Genomic DNA, 19,480 nt, shown 5'->3' with positions numbered 1-19,480 from the left:
TGCCCCAAGCCCACCGCCGGGCGACCACTACTCCGCCACGTATTCCGCCTCCCGTTCAACAGCGTCGATCACCCGCTGCGGAAGCCGCACCGCACCCGGCGTGTACGTGATCGACCGCAGCGAACCCGTGTACCGGAACGTCCCCCGACGTTCCCGCAGGTCCCACGCCACCGGACCACGCGCGTCGACGCCAACCGAAATGCCCGTCCACGGTGCCATGCCGACCAACTGCACCTGGTCGGTGAGCTCCGCGAGCGGTGTTCCGTCGAGGGAGATGACGAAGTCCCAGCGCAGACGCGGTTCCACCGTCGCCGCGACGGTCACCTCCCGGGTCCCCACCGGCAACGGCACCGCCACCGACGCGTACCGCCCGTAACTGTTCACGCCAAGCACCAGCTCGCCGTTCTCGACGTAGACGAGGTAGCCGCCAAGCGGATCGCCATGCGCGACGAGCACGCCCTCATCCCCAGCGACATACCCCTCGCCCAAATCGGCGGTGATGGTGAAATCGCGGAACGCGATGAGTCGCTGCGAACGGTACCGCTCCAACGTCGGTGTGCCAGGCAACAACCGCACGGGAGCCGAGAACCGCGCTTCCTCCGGGCGACGACGGAACAGGTCAGCGCGCGTCAGCAACGGGAAAACCGTGTTCGCCCAGGCAGATTGGTCCCACGCTTCCGCCAGTTCCGCCGCCTTCAACGGGAACTCAGCCGAAAGATCGTGCAGCTCAGTCGGATCCGCGCGCACGTCGAAGAGCTGCCAGTTCGGCGCGTCGAGGTCGTCGCCCGCCTCATATAGGGAAAGCAACTTCCAGCCGTCGCGGTAGAACCCGCGATGCCCGGTCATCTCCGAGTATTGCTCGGTGTGCAGCGTCGGAGCGCCTGCGTCACGCAACAACTCGGCTGCACTCACACCGTCAAAGTCCTTGGCGGGCAACCCCTGTCGCACCGACGGCCGCGACAGTCCGGCCAGATCCAGCAACGTCGGCGCAAGATCGGTCACGTACGCGTACTCATGCCGAATCCCGTTGTCGCCCTCGCCACGCGGCAGCCCCTTCGGCCACGACACCACCAACGGCACCCGCACGCCACCGGCGAACGTCTGTCCCTTGTAGAACCGGAACGGCGTGTTCGACGCCTGACCCCACCCGCGCGGGTAGTGCACGCCCAACTTCGCGGTACCGATCAGGTCCTCATCGTGCGGGACGTCGCCAATCCACTCGGGGTCGTCGATGTGGGCGAATTCGGCGAAGTACGTGCGCGTGCCCTCGGGGCCGCCCTCGGCCGTGCCGCCGTTATCGGAGGTAAAGACGATGATCGTGTTGTCGAGTTCGCCAAGGTCTTCCAGCAGGTCGACGATGCGACCAAGGCTCTGGTCGATGCTGTCGACCATGCCCGCGTACACCTCCATGTACTTGGCATAGCGACGCTGCTCATCGGCGGTCAGCGAATCCCATTCCGCCGCTTCATAACCCGGCTCAGTATTGCGTTCCTTCTGCCGCGTGCCCTCCGGAAAGAGACCCTGGGCGATCTGCGAAGCGAACCTCCGCTTCCGCAGTTCGTCCCAACCCTCGGCGTAGCGACCACGGTATTTCGCCTGGTCATCGGCCTTCGCCTGCAACGGACCGTGCATCGCGACATGCGCGAAGTACAGGAAGAACGGCTTTTCGGCGTCGTGGGCGCGCAGGTCCTTGATGTAGGAAACGGCCTTGTCGGTGAGGTCGTCGGTGAGGTAGTAGACCTCGGGGTATTCCTCGACGTCGACAACGGAACTGTCGGAGACCAGCTGGTTCGGGTAGTAGAACGAATTGAGCCCCTCAAGCGAACCGTAGTACCGGTCGAATCCACGCTGCGTCGGCCACGAACCACGGGCGGCCGACGGGTTCATCGTCGCGTCCCGCACGAGATGCCACTTACCGACCGCGTACGTGGCATATCCGTTGTCGCGCAAGATCTCTGGCAACGTGAGCACATCATCGGCCAGCTCAAGCCGCAGTCCCGGGTAGCCAGGGTCAGCGTTGGCGACAAACCCGAAACCCGCACGGTGCGAATTGATTCCGGTCAACAGGGCAGCGCGCGAAGGCGAGCACAGCGGCGTGGTGTGGTAGTTCGACAGCCGAACGCCGTTGGCCGCGAGCCGGTCGAGCGTGGGGGTGTCGATCTCGGAACCAAACGGCCCAATATCGCTGTAGCCCATGTCATCTACGAGCACGACGACAATGTTGGGCGCGCCCGCGGGAGCGGTCGGCGGGTAAATCCATTCCGGCGACGAGTCCGCCGACGTGCGACCAATCTTGCCGCCGAACGATTCATAACCGCGTGCATGAGGTGGAACAGCCATCGTCGCAGTAAAGGGCAGCTTCGCGCTGGTCACCAGGATTAAGTGCACGCTGCGTCGAATCGGTGACCCCGCCCCGGCGAATTGTTAGCGTCGCATCATGCCAACGAATCGCGCCTGCTGTTCGTGTCGCGTCCTGTGTAGCTAACCCAGCGAACCTGTCACGCGGCGCGCGCCGCTTCTGTCTCGGAGCCGACGATCGGCCCGACGTTCTTGTATGAGGGACCCCTTTCATGAGCACTACCCCCAGCCGTCGTAACTTCCTGCGCACCAGCGGTATTGCCGCTGCCGCCATCTTCGGCGGTGCAGCGTTGGCCGCCTGCACCTCGGCGGTGTCGGAAAGCAAGGGCGGCGACGACAACGCGACGCCCGTGCGCGGCGGCACCCTCAAGGCCGCGATCCGCACCGACTTGGTCCCGGCGAACATCCTCACCAACACCGCCGCCGTTCCGACGGTCGTCGGCCTTGTTTACGAGTCGCTCGTGCGCTACGGCAAGGACAAGTTCGAGCCCGAGCCGCTGCTCGCGAAGTCGTGGCAGCTCGCCGCCGACGGTCGCTCGATCAGCCTTGACCTGCGCGATGACGTGAAGTTCCACTCGGGCCGCCAGTTCACCGCCAAGGATGTCGAGTTCTCGATTCGCACCTACGCTGACCCGAAGTGGTCGGCCCAGCTGCGCAGCACCGCCGCCTCGGTCACCACGTTCGACATCGTTTCGCCGACTCGCATCGTGCTTGGGCTGTCGGGCCCGATCAACAACATCTTCGACCTGCTCGACACCGTGCCGATCCTCGACAGCGAGACCATCGACAAGCTCGGCACAGGCGACACCTACATCGGCACCGGTCCCTTCAAGTTCGTGCAGCGAATCCCTAACTCGCAGTTGATCTTTGAGAAGAACCCGAACTACTGGGTGCCGGAGCGTCCGTACCTCGACCGCGTCGAGGTGTCGATCATCCCCGACGCGCAGGCCATCGCCAACGCCGTGAAGACCGGTCAGGTCGCCATCGCGAGCGAGCTTGGTTACCGCGACGCCGAAAACCTCGGCAAGGACGGGTTCAAGGTGCAAAACCTTGAGCGCGCCGAAATTCAGCAGTACGTCGGCGTGAACGTGACCGACCCCGTCCTCGCCGATGTGCGCGTTCGCCAGGCCATCGCCTACGCCATCGACCGCGACCGCATCGTCGCCGAGGTCTACCGCGGTGCCGGATACGCGACCAACCTCCCCTGGCCGAAGAGCTCGCCCGCCTACGACGAGGCACGCAACACCCGCTACAAGCGCGACATCGCGAAGGCGAAGGAGTTGCTCGCCGCCGCTGGCAAGCCGCCGAAGCTGCCGCTGACCTTCGCTCAGGGTTTCCAGGAAACCGCCCAGATCGTGCAGGCGAACCTCGCCGAGGTGGGCATCGACGTCGAACTCGACCCCGTCGACGCCGCCACGTTCGTCAAGCAACTCACCGGCCAGGGCTTCCGCGGCCTGTGGGTCACCGACCACTCGTGGGCACAGTTCGTCCCGTCGACGCTCACCGTGAGCGCCTACCCGTTCAACGCGCGTCGCAACGCGTCGCGGTACGAGTCGCCTGCCTACATCGCCGCCGCTGACGGTGCGTGGCAGCGCCCGGTCGGCAACGGCCCGGAGGCGGTCGCCGCGTACGGCAAGCTCTCTGATCAGCTGCTCGAAGGGCTGTTCCTCATCGAAATCGGCGTGCGCTACCAGCAGTACACCGGCTCGAAGAAGGTGCACGGCTTCGACTGGACGCGCCGCCGCGAGCCGGTGCTCACCAACACCTTCCTGTCATGACGCGCTATCTACTGCATCGACTTCCGTCAGCCGCGTTGGTGCTGTTCATCGCATCGATCTTGATCTTCGCGGTGCTGCGGTTGGTGCCGGGCGACCCGGCGACGCTGCTCGCCGGCAACGACGCGTCGCCCGACTCGATCGCCGCGATCCGCCACCAACTCGGGCTGGATCGCGCGATCCCGGTGCAGTATCTGAGCTGGATCGCCGACGTGCTCACGCTCGACTTCGGTCGCTCGTACATGATCGGTGGCCAGATCAGCGACCTGGTTGGGCGTGGGCTCACGAACACGCTGGTGCTCACTGGCGCGTCGATGCTGATCGCGGTGGTACTCGCGCTCACGGTGTCGGTTTCGTCGGTGCTGTGGCCAAGTAGGTGGTTGAAAACCCTTGTCGCCGGGGCGAATACGTTCGCGATCTCGCTTCCCGCCTTCGTCGTCGGGCCGCTGCTCGTGCTCGTTTTCGCGGTGTTGTTGCCGGTGTTGCCCTCGGGTGGCGTTCCGCCGGACGGCTTCATCGCACGGCCCGACATCGCGGTGCAGTACCTGCTGCTGCCCGCGATCTGCCTCGCACTGCCCGTCGCCGCCGCGCTCACGCGCTTCCTCACTGAGTCGCTGCACACCGAGCTGACCAAGCCGTACGTGCTCACCGCCCAAGCGCTCGGCATTTCGCATCGCGAAATCGTCACGCGCGGTGCCCTGCGCAACGCATTGCCGACCCTGCTGACCGTGCTCGGTCTGCAAACCGGCGCGCTGCTCGGCGGTGCGGTGCTCGTCGAGGCCGCGTTCACCTGGCCGGGCATCGGACAGCTGATCGAGCAGGGTATTTCCCGACGCGACTACCCGCTCGTGCAGGTGTTGCTGCTGCTTTCGGTTGCGGTGTTCGTCGCGATTCAGCTGCTCACCGACATCGCGCACGCATGGCTTGACCCGCGCATTCGGATCGGAGGGAAGGCATGAGTACCGCCGTTACTGTCGCGCCCCGGCGGCGCGGGGTCGGGCACGCGCTCACCCACGGTCAGGGTCTCGCTGGCGTGATCCTTGTCGCGGTTGTCGTGCTGCTCGCGGTGTTCGGCAGCCTCTTGACCAGCTACGACCCGCTCGCCCAGATCCCCGGCGCCAACCTGCTTGGCCCGAACGCCGATCACTGGTTGGGCACCGACAACCTCAACCGCGACGTCGCCGCCCGTCTGCTCGCTGGCATCCGCATCGACCTGCTCATCGCGATCGTCGCGGTACCGATTGGCGCCGTCATCGGGGCTTCCGTCGGTCTTGTCGCCACGCTCAACTCCGTTGCCGACGTGGTCGCGCAGCGGGTGTTCGACGTGATTCTCGCCTTCCCCACGTTGATCTTCGCGATCGCGCTCGCCGCCATCACCGGACCCGGTTGGCACGCGGTCGCGATCGTGATTGTCGCCGCCGAGATCCCGATCTTCGGCCGTCATATTCGCACCGCCGTGCTCGCGGTCCGCGAACAGCCCTACGTCGAAGCGGCCGAGGTGATCGGCGCGAACACCTGGTGGACGCTGCGAAAGCATGTGCTGCCCAATGTGATTGAACCGCTGAGCGTGCAGTTCGCGTTGTCGCTTTCCATCGCGGTGTTCGTTGAAGGCGCGATGAGCTTCATCGGCATTGGCGTGCGACCGCCGCAGCCGTCGCTTGGGTCGCTGATCGCGGCGTCGGTCGACAACATGGATGCGAACCCGTGGATGGCGATCGGGCCGCTGACCGTTGTCGTCGCGTTGACGCTGGGATTTCTACTGATCGCTCAGGCATTGGGCCGAGCTAGGAGGCTGGCATGAGCGACGTGGTGCTTGACGTGCGAGACCTGGTCGTGCGCTTCGGTGACCAGGTGGTTGTTGACCGCGTGAACGTCACCGTCGCGCGCGGCGAGGTGGTCGCGCTTGTCGGTGAGTCCGGGTCGGGCAAGTCGCTGACGGCGCGGTCGGTCCTTGGCCTCCTGCCCGAAACCGCGCGTGCCGAGGGGTCGGTGCGGTTGAGTGGCGTTGAGGTCATTGACGCCGACGCGTCGACGTTGCGTGAGTTGCGCGGCACCGGTGCGGCGATGGTTTTTCAGGAGCCGCAGACGGCGTTGAATCCGGTGCAGAAGATCGGTACTCAACTCGCTGCCGCGTTGCGGGCGCACGGCATTCGCGACAAAGAGGCGATTCGTCGTCGCTCGGTGGAACTGCTTGCCGCCGTTGAGATTCCGGAGCCCGAAGCGCGACTGCACTGGTACCCGCATCAGCTTTCGGGCGGGCAGAAGCAGCGCGTGGTCATCGCGTTGGCGTTGTCGGGTGACCCGCAGTTGCTGATCGCCGATGAGCCGACGACCGCGCTCGACGTGACCGTGCAGGCCGAAATCCTGACGCTGCTGCGTTCATTGCAGCGCGACCGGGGCACGGCGATCCTGTTCATCACCCACAACCTGGGTGTGGTCGCCGAAATCGCCGATCGTGTCGTTGTGCTGCGGGCGGGCGAAGTGGTTGAGGAACGCGAGGTCTACGGGCTTTTCGCGCATCCGCAAGCCGAGTACACGCAGTCGTTGCTCGCGTCGGTACCGCGGCTGCCTGAGGTGGGTGAGCGCGCGGACGCGGCTTCGGAATCCGATGAGCGACCGTTGCGCTCGGTGACGGTCCGCCAGCCTGCTGTTGTCGCCGAAAAGGGCGGCGCGGCAGGGGAAGTCGATGCCGAAGACGTCCTGCGCATTGACGATCTGAAGGTCGTCTACCGGGGGCGGAACGGGGTCGCGCCTTTCCCCGCGCTGCAAGGGGTTTCGCTGTCGCTCGCTCCGCGCGAAGTGCTTGGACTCGTCGGTGAATCCGGTTCGGGCAAGTCAACGTTGGGCCGAACCGCACTCGGTCTCGTGCCAGCGACATCGGGAACGGTTCTGCTGCAAGGTGTTTCGCTCGCCGGGCTGTCGGCGCGGGAGCTGCGTGCGCTGCGCAAGAATGTCGCGCTCGTGCATCAGGACGTGAGCGCCTCGCTCGACCCGCGCCGCAGCGTCGCCGACTCGATCGCCGAACCGCTGCACGTGCACAAGGCGGCGACGGGTGCGTTGGCTAGAGCCAAGGTCGAAGCGCTGCTCGAATCGGTGCGCCTGCCCCGCGACTACGCCGACCGGCGTCCCGGGGAACTCTCAGGCGGACAACGTCAGCGGGTCGCGCTCGCACGGGCGTTGGCCCTTGCGCCGCGACTACTCGTCGCCGACGAACCGACAAGCGCGCTCGACGTTTCCGTGCAGGCACAGGTACTCGAACTGTTCGCCGACCTGCGCGCCGAATACGGCTTCGCCAGCCTGTTCATCAGCCACGATCTGGCCGTGGTGCACCAGGTCGCCGACCGGGTGGTGGTGCTGCGTCAGGGCCAGATCGTCGAATCCGGTGCGGTCGGGGCGGTGTTCGGCGCTCCGGCTCAGGAGTACACCCGCCGCCTGCTCGACGCGGTACCCGTACCCGATCCGGCGGCGGCTCGCCGCGACGGGCGGGAGCGGGGCGAATCCTCGGCGTCCGGAGCTCGGTTAGCGCGAGCGTAAGGACACAGCCGAGCCGCCGGTGTGCACACCGGCGGCTCGGCGACGCGGGTAGATCAGTTATGGCCGGGGCGGCGCGAACGCCGGTCGTCGGAGCCATCGCGCATCATTTCTTCGCGCGTCATGCCCTGCATGTCAGCGTTGGAGTCCTGCTCCTTGCGCTGATGCTGCTGCTGATGCGGCATCTGCTTGGGCATTTTCTTCGGCGTCTTCTTCGACTTGTCAGCCATTCTCCACACGGTCCTTTCAGAGGCTTCCGGGGATAAAAATCGCCTGGTGACTTCTCGATCGCGGTCCGCGAGATCCACGATAGGCAGCTGCGGGGCGTGGCGGTAGATGTGGCGGGAAAATCGATGCGCTAGCTGCGGGAATGCGGCGTGTCACCGGGGCAGTGGCAGGAATTCGACCGTGCCGCCGTCGGGTGTGTCGGGGCGGACGACGACGAGGCCGTCGCGGTCGATGAGTCCGGCTAGGTGGGCGGTGCGCAGGTGGGGGTCGCCGAGGAAGCCGCCGTCGGGGGCGTAGCGGGCGGCGGTGATGCGCGTCGCGTTGGTCGCGACCTCGGCCGCGTTGTGCAGCGGACCGACGATGCGGCGTGGGGGCGGGCTCGCGGTGCGCGCGGCGACGATCGACGGGGTCAACGCGGCGAGGACAGCGATGGCGGCGAAGGGGTTGCCGGGCAGGCCGAAAATGGTTGTGTTGCTTGCTGTCTCGGCGACGACTGTGGATCCGCCGGGTCGGAGGGCGAGGCGTTCGACGATGTTGGTCGCGTTGATGCGCGCCAGTGCGGCCCGAAGTTGGTCTGCCGCACCGCCACCCGTCGCGCCAACGACAACAACGAGGTCGACATCGGTTGCGTTGCTGAGGGTTTCGTCGAAGCCATTGGCGGTGTCGCGAAGGTGGACGCGGTCGACGATCTCGACGCCGTAGAACTGGAGGTAGTCGGGCAGGACGGGCCCGATCGAGTCGCGTGTCTGGCCGAGTTGGAGGGGGCCGTCGGCGCGAATCTCGTCGCCGGTCATGACAATTCGCGCTTTCAACGGGCCACGGACTTCGGCATGCGTGACCTCGACCGACGCTGCCGCCGAGCGCAGCGCGGGAGTCACGCGAGTGCCCGCTTGCGCGACAAGGTCGCCAACATTGCGGTCTTCGCCAGCGCGGCGGATGTCGTCGCGGATGGGCGTGTTTTCGGTGCGGGCGAGGATGTCGCCATCGATGGTGGCGAATTCGTCGCGGACGACGGCGGTTGTTCCGTCGGGAACGTGCGCGCCCGTCGCGATGCGGACGGCTTCACCCGAGCGCAGACCGTCGGGACGTGCCCCACCCGCGAAGCCGATGTCGCGGCGCAATTGCCAAGGGCTGTCACCGTTTACGGCGTAGCCGTCCATCGCGGACACGTCGAAGCGGGGGAGTGCGCCCGCCGCGGTGATGGGCTGCGCGAGCGCGCCGCCCTGTGCTTGCGCAAGGGGCGCGGTGTGCGGTTCGAGTGGGGTCAGTCGGGCGATGAGCCCCTCGCGCGCTTCGTCGAGCGTGAATTTCGTCGCGGAGCGGGCGGCGACCGCACGGGCGGCGACGACCTGTTCGGGGGTATCGCAGTCGGCGATGTCGGGGACGGCGACGAGAGTTGGGTTGGTTGGCACGATCGCCTTCATTGGTTGGTTGGCGAGTGAATCCAGTTGGGATAGTGCGTCTTTCAGTACTTCGCGGCGCCAGACGCCGACGAGGTATTGCGGGCGACCGTCGGCGTCGATGGCGAACGTTTCGGTGTTGGATTGTGTTGCGGCGCTGAGTAATGCGTCGATGGCGGATGGCGTGAGGAACGGCATGTCAGCGCCGAGGACGATCACCCAGGGGGCGGAGCCGGAAAGGTCAAGGGCGGCACCAATTGCCGCGACCGGTCCCGCGCCTGCCGGGGTTTCGCGTACCTGTTTGATGGTCGGCTTGAGGTTGTCCCGTTGCGGTCCGACGACAACGATGTCCGCACATCCCGCGACCGCCGCGAGCGCGGTATCGAGCATCGACCGACCGCCGATCTCCAATCCGGGCTTGTCGATCCCACCCATCCTGGTCGCGCGCCCACCAGCAAGGATGATGGCGTTCGCGCTGGTCGATGGGGTGTTCGCGGGGGTAGATGACACGCGGGCCATGCTAGCGGGCGGGGGAGTGCTCGGCGGTTAGGGCGCGGCTAGGCGAGGTAGTTACCCCAGTTGTGTTCGCGCCGTTCGCATTACGACGCGACCGTCGATGATCGGCGCGCCTTCCGCTTTCAGCAGGCGCAGTTGGAGTTCGGCGCGCGGGGCACTCGGGCGGCCGCTCGCGCTGATGACGCGGTGCCAGGGGAGGTCGGCGGTATCGGTGCGCATGATCCAGCCGACGGTGCGTGGGGTGGCGAGGCCGACGGCTTCGGCGATGTCGCCGTAGGTGGTGACCTTGCCGGGTGGGATCGCGGCGACGATGGCGCGGACTTGGTCGATTTGCTCGGGCGTTGTTGCGGCCACCAAGTCAGCGTAAGGGTGCGCGGCGACTGCTGGGCCACGCTGCTCGTGGACCGGCTGTTGCCGTCACAGCAGGGGTGCGATGAGGGCGGCGGTTTCGGCTGGGCGGGCGTGGGTGACCATGTGGCCGCTGTCGAAGTCGTGGGTCGTGATGTTGTCGCCCATGTGGTCTTCGAGTGCTTGACGGAACTCCGGCGTCACGAACGGCGGGTGCACCTTGCTTGCCTGGACCAGGACCGTCGGGAGGTCGGTCGGGGGAAGGACGAACGGGCGCGCTAGCTGACCCCAGTACGAGACCAGCGCGGGCACCGACACGCGCCAGCCCACTCGGCCGTCGCGCGTCGGGATCAGATGTTCGGCGAGTTCGCGTTCGAGCAGTGCCGGGTCGACCTCCTCGGCCGACCAACCGGACGCCTGCTTATCCGACCGCGCTTCGGCGATATCGGTGTAGTCGGCGTCGGTGATCGTCGACGTCGCGATGTCGTCAAGGAACTTCGGGTCGAGCGCGATCGCCGGGTCGAGCAGGACGAGGCCGCGCACTAACTCCGGGTGTCGCGCGGCGAGATGCAGCCCGACCGCGCCGCCGAACGAGTGACCAACGACAACCACCGGGCCTGTCGTTTCCTCGGCGAGCAGTTCGACAAGGTCTTGGACGATCGTCTCGAAATCCCACGGCGGCAGCGACGTGGAACGACCGTGTCCGCGCAGGTCAGGCGCGATCACCCGGGCCTGGGGCAGATGATCTTCAGCGAGGTTTTCCCAGCGGTTGCCGTGGCCGGTGAGCCCATGCAACGCGAGGACAACAGGGCCGTCGGCAGGACCGAAACGTGCGACATTCAGCGCGGACACGACCTCCATTGTCGCCGGTCGCGGGCGTGCGCGCACCCCGGTGCCGCATTGTTGTCGGTGGGGTCTGTTGAAATAGCGCCCGTGGTGCGATCGGATAGCTCAGTGCGACTCGTGCGCCGGAGCCAACGAGCGCCCCGGCCGCGAGCTTGGGGCGCGCCGATCCGTGCCCTCTTCGCCGAACAGGCGCAACCCGCGCCGCCGCGCCCTGGGTGGCTGCCGTGGCAGGTGCTCGGCGGCCCGGGCACGGGGAAGACGGCGTTGATCGTCGACCTGGTTGCCGCACGGATCGCCGCGGGCGAACCGGCCGAGTCGATGCTCGTGCTCACCAATACCAAGCAGGCGGCCATCGGGCTGCGCACCGCGATCACCACCGCGCTCGAAGGCGGCCCCGGCGAGCTTGGGTTCGGTGGGGTGCCGGGGGCGAGTCGCGAGCCGATCGTCCGCACGTTGCACTCCTACGCGTTCTCGGTGCTGCGCCGTCACGCCGACCTGCACGGCAACCCGCCGCCTCGACTGCTCACCGGTGCCGAGCAGGACGCGGTGTTGCGCGAGATGCTGCGCGGCGACGTCGAAGACATTCGCGGCGGCGCGACCCGGCTGTGGCCGCCGCGGTTGGTGCCCGCGCTGGAACTGAGCGGCTTCGTGACGCAACTGCGCGATCTGCTGTTGCGGGCCACCGAGCGTGGTCGCGGTCCCGAAGACCTGATCGCGCTAGGTCGCGAACACGACAACGACGCGTGGATCGCGGCGGGTCGCTTCTTCGAGCGCTACGAGCAGGCGCAAATGTTGCGCTGGTCGGTTGGCGTGACGACGCCCGAGGCCACCGCGCCCGCGTTGGACGCGGCGGAACTCGTCGGCGCCGCCCTCGACGCATTGGCGGCCGACCGCAATCTCCTTGCAGGAGAACGGGAACGGATTCGCTACCTGTACGTCGACGACGCCCAACACCTCGACCCGCAGGCCGCGATGTTAGTGCGCGCGATCGGCAGCGGAAGCGCGAGCACGGTGGTCGCGGGCGACCCGGACCAGGGCGTCTTCACGTTCCGTGGAGCGGACGCGCGCTTTTTGACGGAGCTGGCGACGGTGCGCAAGCGACGAATTGTGTTGCGCCGCAACCATCGCAGCGCTGGCCCGATCCAGGTGGCGTCGGCACGCATCGCGGCGCGGTTGCCCGGCGCGTTCCCGCACCGGGTGCTGCCGGGGCCGGAGTTGGTCGATGTTGAGGATCTGGCGGAAGTTGCTGAGCGGCACGAGGATTCGTTGGGTGGGCTCTTCGACCTAGCCATTAGTGACTCGTTAGCTATCAGCGAGGGTGCGGAAGCTGATGAGCCGGGGGACGGCGACGGATCGCGCGCCGTTGAGGACTGGCACCGGAATGCCGGAAACCGGGGCGACGAAGGTGCGCCAACGGGAGTTCTCGGGGCCGCTGGGGGAGTCGACGGGCTGACGTCGGATTCCGGCTACGCCGATGCACCGCGCGATGCCGACAACAGCCCCGCAGTCCAGGCACTGGGAGGTCTAGGCGACGAAGGTGCGCCGGTGCGGGGGGCGGGGACGCAAGACGCTGGGAGTTCGGGCGACGCGGTGTTGGCGAGGCACCCACGCCTCGCTGAGCCGGGGCGCGGCGACGGTGAATCGGCGAAGGGCGAAGCGCTGAGCGGTGCGGGCGATGCACCCGCAGACGGGGACGCGCCCGTCGATGCCTCGGTTCGCGTGCGCGTGCTCGGCACCCAAGCTAAAGAAGCCGCGCTCATTGCCGACCACCTGCGGCGCGCGCATCTCACCGACGGGGTGCCGTGGTCGGAGATGGCGGTGATCGTGCGGTCGGTGCCGCTGTCGCTCGCGCCGCTGCGTCGCGCGCTGCTCGCTGCCGGTGTGCCCGTGCGGCGGCCCACGGTTGGCGAACCCCTCGTGCGCAGGCGTGGTGCTGCGTGGATGTTGCTCGCGTTGCGTGCGCTGCTGGCCGCCGACCCGAGCCGCCCAGGTTCGCGCCGCGCGATCAACGCGATGTTCTCGCCCGACGACGCCATGGACCTCATCGCGGGCCCGCTCGGCGGCGCGGACCAGATCGCACTGCGCCGCCTGCGCCGCGGCATCCGTCGCGGGGTGCTGGAACTGGAGCGGCTGCGCGATGATGACGACGATCCCTACGCCGACGAGCGCGACCAGTTCACCCTTTGGGGTGAGGACACCCGTACGAGCGGGGTCACGCCCACGACACACCGGGTCAGCGCCCAGACCGTTCGCGACCCGCACGACCTCGCCGACGGCACCGACCGGTTGCGGGCTACCGGCCGCCCGCATGGCCTTGCCGACGACAACGGCCGCACCAGCGGGTTGCCTTCCGCTGGCGACCCCCACGATCTCGCCGACGACATCGACCGGTTGCCCGCCGCTGGCGACCCGAATGGCCTTGCCGACAACAACGGCCGCACCAGCGGGCTGTCCGCTGCTCGCGACCCGCATGGCCTTGCCGACAACAACGACCGCACCAACTCGTCCCCCTCCGCTGGCGACCCCCATGACCTCGCCGCTGGCGACGATCCAATCGACTGGTTCCCCTCCGAAGACGACCCCGACGACCCCCTGCGCCCCGACCCCGAGCGCATCTTCGATCCAATCGAACACCTGCCCGACGACATCGACCTCATCGACGACCAATCCCCGCCGGAAGAACCCCAATCGCGCGGAAAACCGCAGTCCGATCCCGCGCCGATCCCGCTCATCGACCAGTCATCGGCCGAAATCCTGCGCGACCTCATCATCGGTATCGGCGAACCCAAACTCCTCGACCGCCTCACCGAGGTCGAGCAATCGCCCCTGCGAAAAGTGTTGCGCGCCATCGACAAAGCCGGCGAACTTCATCGACGTGGGCAAAGTCTCGAAGACGTGCTCTGGTCGCTCTGGACCAGTTCGGGCCTCGAACGTCGCTGGTTCAAGCAATCGCGACGCGGCGGCGCGGCCGGAATGCAAGCCGATCGCGACCTCGACGCCGCCGTCGAATTGTTCGATGCCGCAGCCGCTTACGTCGATCGACTGCCCCGCGCCAGCATCGAAGGGTTCGTCGAATACCTTCTGCACCAACAACTTCCGCAACAATCGCGGCCACTCACCGCCGACGCCGAAGCCGTCTCGCTGCTGAGCGCACACGCGGCGGCCGGGCGCGAATGGGATGTCGTCGCGATTGCCGCTGTGCAAGAAGGCATTTGGCCCAACCCGCGCGCTCGCGGCACGCTCCTACATGTGGAGGAACTTGTCGACCTGCTCGACGGTGTCGCTGACCCGTCGGCAACGGTGAGTCGCAGCGCGCCGATCCTGGCCGAGGAGCGTCGACTGCTGCTCGTCGCGTGTTCGCGAGCGCGTAGGTCACTGCTCGTCACGGCAGTCGAATCCGCAACGGGCGACCAGGATTTGGTGCCTTCGCGCTTCCTCACCGAACTGCTCGGCGACCCCGACAACGACGCGACCGACGACAACCCCACGCTCGCCGTCGCCGACCCTGGCCGCGCGCTTGTCATGCACGCGCTCGTCGCTGAACTGCGCGGCGTGGTCTGCGACCCCGACCCCAACGCCGATCCGGAACGCCGCGAACGCGCCGCTCACCAACTGGCGCGCCTCGCCGACGCAGGTGTGCCCGGCACCGACCCCACCGACTGGTATGGCACCGCCGAAATCAGTTCAAGCCGTGAGCTTTTCGACGATGACGCACCGATCGGCCTCTCCCCGTCAACGGTCGAACTCCTTCGTACCTGCCCGCTGCGGTGGGCGCTGGAACGCAACGGCGGCACCGACGGCGACAACCCGCACGCCCTCAAAGGCAACCTCGTCCACACGCTCGTCCAGGCGCTTGCGGGCGACGTCGCCGAAACGCAGGTTAAAGCGGCGCTCGACCAGGCGTGGCGGTCGATCGACCCAACGACGAGTTGGCATTCGCGCCAAGAACTTCGCCGCACCGAAGCCATGCTCGAAACCTTCCTCGCCTGGGTGCGCAACACGCGCGGCGAACTCACCCAGGCGGGCGTTGAGGTGCCGGTCGACTGCGTGCTGCCCCCGCGCGGCGACGACGAGCGCGCCGTCCGCATTCGCGGCCGCATCGACCGACTCGAACGCGACGCAGACGGGCGCTTCGTGATCATCGACGTCAAAACGGGCAAGACGCCGATCAGCGAAAACTCCGCCGCCGACCACGCCCAACTCGCCACCTATCAGGTCGCGGCGGCAGCCGGCGCGATCGAGGAAACCCCAGCGCAACCGGGCGGCGCGCGCCTGCTTTACGTCGCGAAGGCCGTGAAGAAAACGGGCGCGGCAACCGAACGCGCGCAAGAACCGTTCGACGACGACACCGTCGAAGAGTGGCGCGACACCATCCATGACGCCGCGAACGCGACCAAGGGCCCCAGCTACCTCGCCATGCGCAACGACGGCTGCCGCCACTGCAAGGTGGCCAACAGTTGCCCAGTTCAGGACACCGGTCGCCAGGTGACCGACGAATGAAAGTCACCCCACAAGAACTGGCCGACGCACTCGGCCTCCCGCCGCCGACCGACGAACAGGCGGCCGTCATCGCCGCACCTGTCGGGCCGACGCTCGTTGTCGCGGGCGCTGGGGCGGGCAAAACGGAGACGATGGCCGCGCGCGTGGTGTGGATGGTTGCCAACGAACTGGTAAGCCCGGACGAAGTGCTTGGGTTGACGTTCACGCGAAAAGCCGCGCAGCAGTTGACTTCTCGCATTCGCACGCGCCTTTCGCGGCTGTCGGGCGCACCGCTGTTGCGCGCGATCGACCCCAGTGGCGCGTTGCGCACCCGCATCGTCGGAGCTGAACCGGAGATCAGCACGTACCACTCGTACGCGGGTCGGCTGCTCACCGCGCACGGACTGTTGTTGCCGGTCGAGCCGTCGGCGGCGCTGCTCACACAGACACAACTGTGGCAGCTCGCGCACGAGGTCGTTCGGTCGTGGGACGGCGACCTGGAAACTGAGCGTTCGCCCCTTTCGGTGACCGAGGCGGTGCTCGCGTTGGCAGGTCAGCTCGCTGAGCACCTGGTCGAACCGGCCCAACTGGCTGACGCGCATGCCGAATTGGAGAAGCTGGTCTTCTCGTTGCCGCCAGGCCCACGTCAGCGGGGCGGCCCGAGCCAGAAGTTGATGGACATCGTCAACGCGCAGCGCGAACGAGTCGCGTTGCTGCCGTTGGTAGGTCAGCTCGCCGAAGCGTTATATCGCCGTGGCGCACTAGATTTCGGCTCGCAAATGTCCCTAGCTGCACGCCTCGCGGTGGAACATCCCGAAGTGGCGGCGGCCGAACGCGCCCGCTTCGCCTTGGTTTTGCTAGACGAGTACCAGGACACGGGCCACGCCCAACGAGTGCTGCTGTCGGCCCTCTTTGGCGGCGGCAGTGCGATTTCGGTCAATGAGCCCGCAGCGGACGGTCCATTCGACGGCGACCTACGACGGGCTAACGCGGAGAGTCTTTCGCCGCCGCACAGTGCGCCTGACCTCGCCGGCGACCTGCGACGAGCCCACGTGGCAAGTGGCCCGGGCGGGGGTGGTCCGGCCGAAGGTGCTGCGGCGAGTGGCGCGCACGAGGGTGCTGTCGCGAGTGGCGCGCACGAGGGTGCTGTCGCGAGTGGCGCGCACGAGGCTGCCGTGGGGAGTGGCGCGCGCGAGGGTGTTGCGGGGAGTGGGCCGCGCGCGGGTGCTGCGGCGAGTGGCCCGCGCGAGGGGGGCGCTGCCGCAAGTCCCGGAGCTCCTGCCGCGAACGAGTCCGGGGCGCGCGGGAAAGCTCGTGTCCGCGCGCTCGCCGTCACCGCCGTTGGCGATCCCATGCAGTCGATTTACGGGTGGCGCGGGGCGTCGGCGGCGAACCTTCCTCGGTTCGCCACTGACTTTCCCGTCGAGCCCGGCGTCCCCGCGCCAACTCTTCCGCTCCTCACCAGTTGGCGGAATCCGCCCGAAGCGCTCGCCCTCGCGAATCTGGTGGCCGATCCGCTGCGTGAGCGAGCGCGGGCTGGTGGCGGCGCGACGGTCGATGCGCTGCGCGCCAAACCAAATGCCGAACCCGGCACTGTCGAACTCGCGCTGCTAGAAACCGTTGCGGTCGAACGGGATTGGGTCGCTGAGCGCATCGCAGGACAGTGGGCCAAGCATCGGGAAGCCGAGCTGCCGCCACCTACTTCCGCCGTCCTCATCCGTCGCAATGCCGACGCCGCGCCGCTCGCCGAAGCGCTACGCGAGCGGGGACTTCCGGTCGAAATCGTCGGCCTCGGCGGCCTGCTCGCGACACCCGAGGTGGCCGACGTCGTCGCCACGCTCCGGCTGATCGCCGAACCCGGCACCGGCAGCGCGGCGATTCGCATCCTCACCGGCGCCCGCTGGCGCATCGGTGTCGCCGACCTCGCCGCGCTCGCTCGTCGCGCCCGCGCGCTGTCGATCGGCAGGATGGGCGGTGATACCACCGATGCCATCACCGACGCGGCAAGTCTCGCGACCGCCTTGCGTGACGTCGCGCCCGAGCCCGCCGAACAGGCCGGGCTCGCCGACGCCATCGCCGATCCCGGTCCGCAACAAGACTATTCGGAGGCAGGTTTCGCCCGCATCGAAGCGCTCGGTGCCGAATTGGCGAGCCTGCGTGAACGCAGCGGACAACCCCTCGTCGAACTCGTCGCCGACGTGGAACGCACCATCGGCGTTGGCGTCGAAACCCAGGCGCGACGGGCCATCGCGGGCGCGGGCGCGGGCCGAGAACATCTCGACGCGTTCGCCGAGGTCGTCGCCAGTTACGCGGCCGACGGCAGGGGCACGCTCGCTGGCCTTCTCGCGTTCCTCACCGCCGCCGAAGACGTCGAAAACGGGCTTGAGCCAGGCGAAGTCGAGGTCGCGCGTGACCGCGTCCAGATCCTCACCGTGCACGCGGCGAAGGGCCTCGAATGGGAGGTCGTCGCGGTCCCGCACGTGAGCGCGTCGGTGTTCCCGTCCGGCACCGCGACGACCACCTGGCTCGGCGCGATGGCCGAATTGCCGACGTCGTTGCGTGGCGACCGCGCCCAACCCGACGCCGCCGCCGAGGGTGTGCCGGTGCTCGACCTGAGCGAAGTCAGCGACCGCGCCGAGCTGGAACGCGCGATCAACCGACACCGCGACGCACTAAAGTTCCGCCGACTCGACGAGGAACGCCGCCTGTTCTACGTCGCCCTGACGAGAACCGAACGGGTACTGCTTGTTTCGGGCTTTCACTGGGCCGAGACGGGCGCGAGTCCGAAGGGCCCGTCGGAGTTCCTGCTAGACCTGCGCGCCGCCGTCGACGCTGACCCAACGATCGCGACGATCGTCCGCTGGGACGACCCGCCGCCGCCCGAAACCCCCAACCCGTTCGCCGACAACCCGGCAACGGCCCTGTGGCCGCGCGACCCCCTGGGCGACCGCCGCGACCCCATCGAGGCAGGCGCGCGCTTGGTAGCCGAGGCCCTCGACCGGCTACGCACCGAACAACGCAAGCGCCCCCCGAAGTCGACAGGTAACGCCGACGACCTCATCGCTGCCCCGGCGACAACTAGGCCCGGATCGGATGCAACCCCGCAAGCCGCCGCCGAGGCGCCTACCCCAAGCGATCCCGCCACCGTTTCTAGCCCGGATAGGCTCGCTGGCGACGACCTCACTGGCGATGATGCAACTGGCGACGATCCCCTCACTGACGACCCGATGGCCGACCGCTCAACTGCTGACGACCCAATCGCCGACGACCCCGACGGCTGGGCCTCCGACGTCGACGCCCTCCTCGCCGAGTTCACCGCGGCAACCCAAGCCGACCAGCGCGTCGAACTGCCCGCGCAACTCCCCGCGACCGCCCTCGTCGAACTGCGCGCCGACCCCGACCGCCTCGCCGCCCGGCTCCGCCGTCCCCTCCCGTACCCGCCGAACCCAATGGCGCGGCGCGGCACCGCTTTTCACGCGTGGGTCCAATCCTGGTACGGCACCGAGGGCCTGCTCGGTGTCGACGAACTCCCCGGTGCGGCCGACGCGGGCGGGCCGCAGGGCCGCGCCGAAGCGGAGCTGGCCGCGATGCAATCGGCGTTCCGGCGGTCACCGTGGGCGCACCGCAATCCCATCGACGTCGAAGTGCCGTTTGAGACGAGCATCGCGGGCACGGTGATTCGCGGACGCATCGACGCCGTCTTCGCCGAACCCGGCGGCGGCTGGATCGTTGTCGACTGGAAAACCGGCGCGGAGCCCGGCCCAGCCGACGTCGCCGCTGTCGCGATGCAGCTCGCCGTCTACCGCGTCGCCTGGGCTCGACTCATGGCCGCCCGCACGGGCGAAACCGAAGACACTGTGCTGCAACGGGTTTCGGCGGCATTCCATTATGTGCGCACGGGTCGCACGATCGCACCGACCAACCTGGCTGGCCCAGCCGAGCTAGCGCGACTGATCCTCGACGCCGCACCCGAGTCACCTGTCATAGGGGAAAGCTAGA

The 19,480-nt window shown here is 67.8% G+C and carries 11 protein-coding genes; 6 read left to right on the top strand and 5 right to left on the bottom strand.

Features of this window, described 5'->3' with window-relative positions:
- Positions 1-27 precede the first annotated feature (27 nt).
- Positions 28-2,340, bottom strand: coding sequence for an arylsulfatase (locus tag IEX78_RS08135; protein ID WP_188828120.1), 2,313 nt, complete (start codon positions 2,338-2,340; stop codon positions 28-30).
- A 230-nt stretch (positions 2,341-2,570) separates the two neighbouring features.
- On the opposite strand from IEX78_RS08135, the gene IEX78_RS08130 reads away from it, so the two are divergent.
- The 4 genes from IEX78_RS08130 to IEX78_RS08115 are packed head-to-tail and all read left to right on the top strand — an operon-like array spanning position 2,571 to position 7,667.
- On the top strand, positions 2,571-4,136 hold the full coding sequence (locus IEX78_RS08130; protein ID WP_188828119.1) for an ABC transporter substrate-binding protein: 1,566 nt from the start codon (positions 2,571-2,573) through the stop codon (positions 4,134-4,136).
- A complete protein-coding gene (locus IEX78_RS08125; protein WP_188828118.1) occupies positions 4,133-5,092 on the top strand; it encodes an ABC transporter permease in 960 nt (319 codons plus the stop codon). The genes IEX78_RS08130 and IEX78_RS08125 overlap by 4 nt, the downstream gene beginning before the upstream one ends.
- Positions 5,089-5,934 (top strand): ABC transporter permease, encoded by an 846-nt coding sequence (locus IEX78_RS08120; RefSeq protein WP_188828117.1) that lies wholly within the window; start codon positions 5,089-5,091, stop codon positions 5,932-5,934. Before IEX78_RS08125 ends, IEX78_RS08120 begins: the two co-directional genes overlap by 4 nt.
- Positions 5,931-7,667 carry a dipeptide ABC transporter ATP-binding protein gene (locus tag IEX78_RS08115; protein ID WP_188828116.1) on the top strand — a complete coding sequence of 579 codons (1,737 nt, stop codon included), beginning with the start codon at positions 5,931-5,933 and terminating at the stop codon, positions 7,665-7,667. The genes IEX78_RS08120 and IEX78_RS08115 overlap by 4 nt, the downstream gene beginning before the upstream one ends.
- Before the next feature lie 53 nt (positions 7,668-7,720).
- On the opposite strand, the gene IEX78_RS08110 is transcribed toward IEX78_RS08115, so the two are convergent.
- From IEX78_RS08110 to IEX78_RS08095, 4 genes are all read right to left on the bottom strand, one after another.
- Complete coding sequence (locus IEX78_RS08110) at positions 7,721-7,894, bottom strand: hypothetical protein (protein ID WP_188828115.1); 174 nt, start codon at positions 7,892-7,894, stop codon at positions 7,721-7,723.
- Between the two features lie 150 nt (positions 7,895-8,044).
- The gene (locus tag IEX78_RS08105; protein ID WP_268240883.1) at positions 8,045-9,802 is read right to left on the bottom strand and encodes an NTP transferase domain-containing protein; all 1,758 of its coding nucleotides are present in this window, start codon (positions 9,800-9,802) and stop codon (positions 8,045-8,047) included.
- Between the two features lie 60 nt (positions 9,803-9,862).
- Positions 9,863-10,162, bottom strand: coding sequence for an MGMT family protein (locus IEX78_RS08100; RefSeq protein ID WP_188828113.1), 300 nt, complete (start codon positions 10,160-10,162; stop codon positions 9,863-9,865).
- Between the two features lie 63 nt (positions 10,163-10,225).
- Positions 10,226-11,017, bottom strand: coding sequence for an alpha/beta fold hydrolase (locus tag IEX78_RS08095; RefSeq protein WP_188828112.1), 792 nt, complete (start codon positions 11,015-11,017; stop codon positions 10,226-10,228).
- 102 nt (positions 11,018-11,119) lie between these two features.
- Here IEX78_RS08095 and IEX78_RS24155 point away from each other — a divergent pair, with 102 nt between their 5' ends.
- Positions 11,120-15,502 carry a PD-(D/E)XK nuclease family protein gene (locus tag IEX78_RS24155; RefSeq protein ID WP_229683807.1) on the top strand — a complete coding sequence of 1,461 codons (4,383 nt, stop codon included), beginning with the start codon at positions 11,120-11,122 and terminating at the stop codon, positions 15,500-15,502.
- The gene (locus tag IEX78_RS08080) at positions 15,499-19,479 is read left to right on the top strand and encodes an ATP-dependent helicase (protein ID WP_188828111.1); all 3,981 of its coding nucleotides are present in this window, start codon (positions 15,499-15,501) and stop codon (positions 19,477-19,479) included. Before IEX78_RS24155 ends, IEX78_RS08080 begins: the two co-directional genes overlap by 4 nt.
- The last annotated feature ends 1 nt before the right edge of the window (position 19,480 follow it).

Origin of the sequence: Nocardia camponoti (genome assembly GCF_014646135.1) — a bacterium.
In the GTDB taxonomy this organism is placed as follows: domain Bacteria; phylum Actinomycetota; class Actinomycetes; order Mycobacteriales; family Mycobacteriaceae; genus Nocardia; species Nocardia camponoti.
The sequence above is the reverse complement of the archived record's forward strand: the minus strand, read 5'-3'. Positions and strand labels throughout refer to the sequence as shown.

What these genes read in the sequence shown, in the direction of transcription:
- IEX78_RS08125 (WP_188828118.1), top strand. Translation starts at nt 4,133, where the DNA reads ATGACGCGCTATCTACTGCATCGACTTCCGTCAGCCGCGTTGGTGCTG.
- IEX78_RS08135 (WP_188828120.1), bottom strand. Translation starts at nt 2,340, where the DNA reads ATGGCTGTTCCACCTCATGCACGCGGTTATGAATCGTTCGGCGGCAAG.
- IEX78_RS08115 (WP_188828116.1), top strand. Translation starts at nt 5,931, where the DNA reads ATGAGCGACGTGGTGCTTGACGTGCGAGACCTGGTCGTGCGCTTCGGT.
- IEX78_RS08110 (WP_188828115.1), bottom strand. Translation starts at nt 7,894, where the DNA reads ATGGCTGACAAGTCGAAGAAGACGCCGAAGAAAATGCCCAAGCAGATG.
- IEX78_RS08130 (WP_188828119.1), top strand. Translation starts at nt 2,571, where the DNA reads ATGAGCACTACCCCCAGCCGTCGTAACTTCCTGCGCACCAGCGGTATT.
- IEX78_RS08120 (WP_188828117.1), top strand. Translation starts at nt 5,089, where the DNA reads ATGAGTACCGCCGTTACTGTCGCGCCCCGGCGGCGCGGGGTCGGGCAC.
- IEX78_RS08080 (WP_188828111.1), top strand. Translation starts at nt 15,499, where the DNA reads ATGAAAGTCACCCCACAAGAACTGGCCGACGCACTCGGCCTCCCGCCG.
- IEX78_RS08095 (WP_188828112.1), bottom strand. Translation starts at nt 11,017, where the DNA reads ATGGAGGTCGTGTCCGCGCTGAATGTCGCACGTTTCGGTCCTGCCGAC.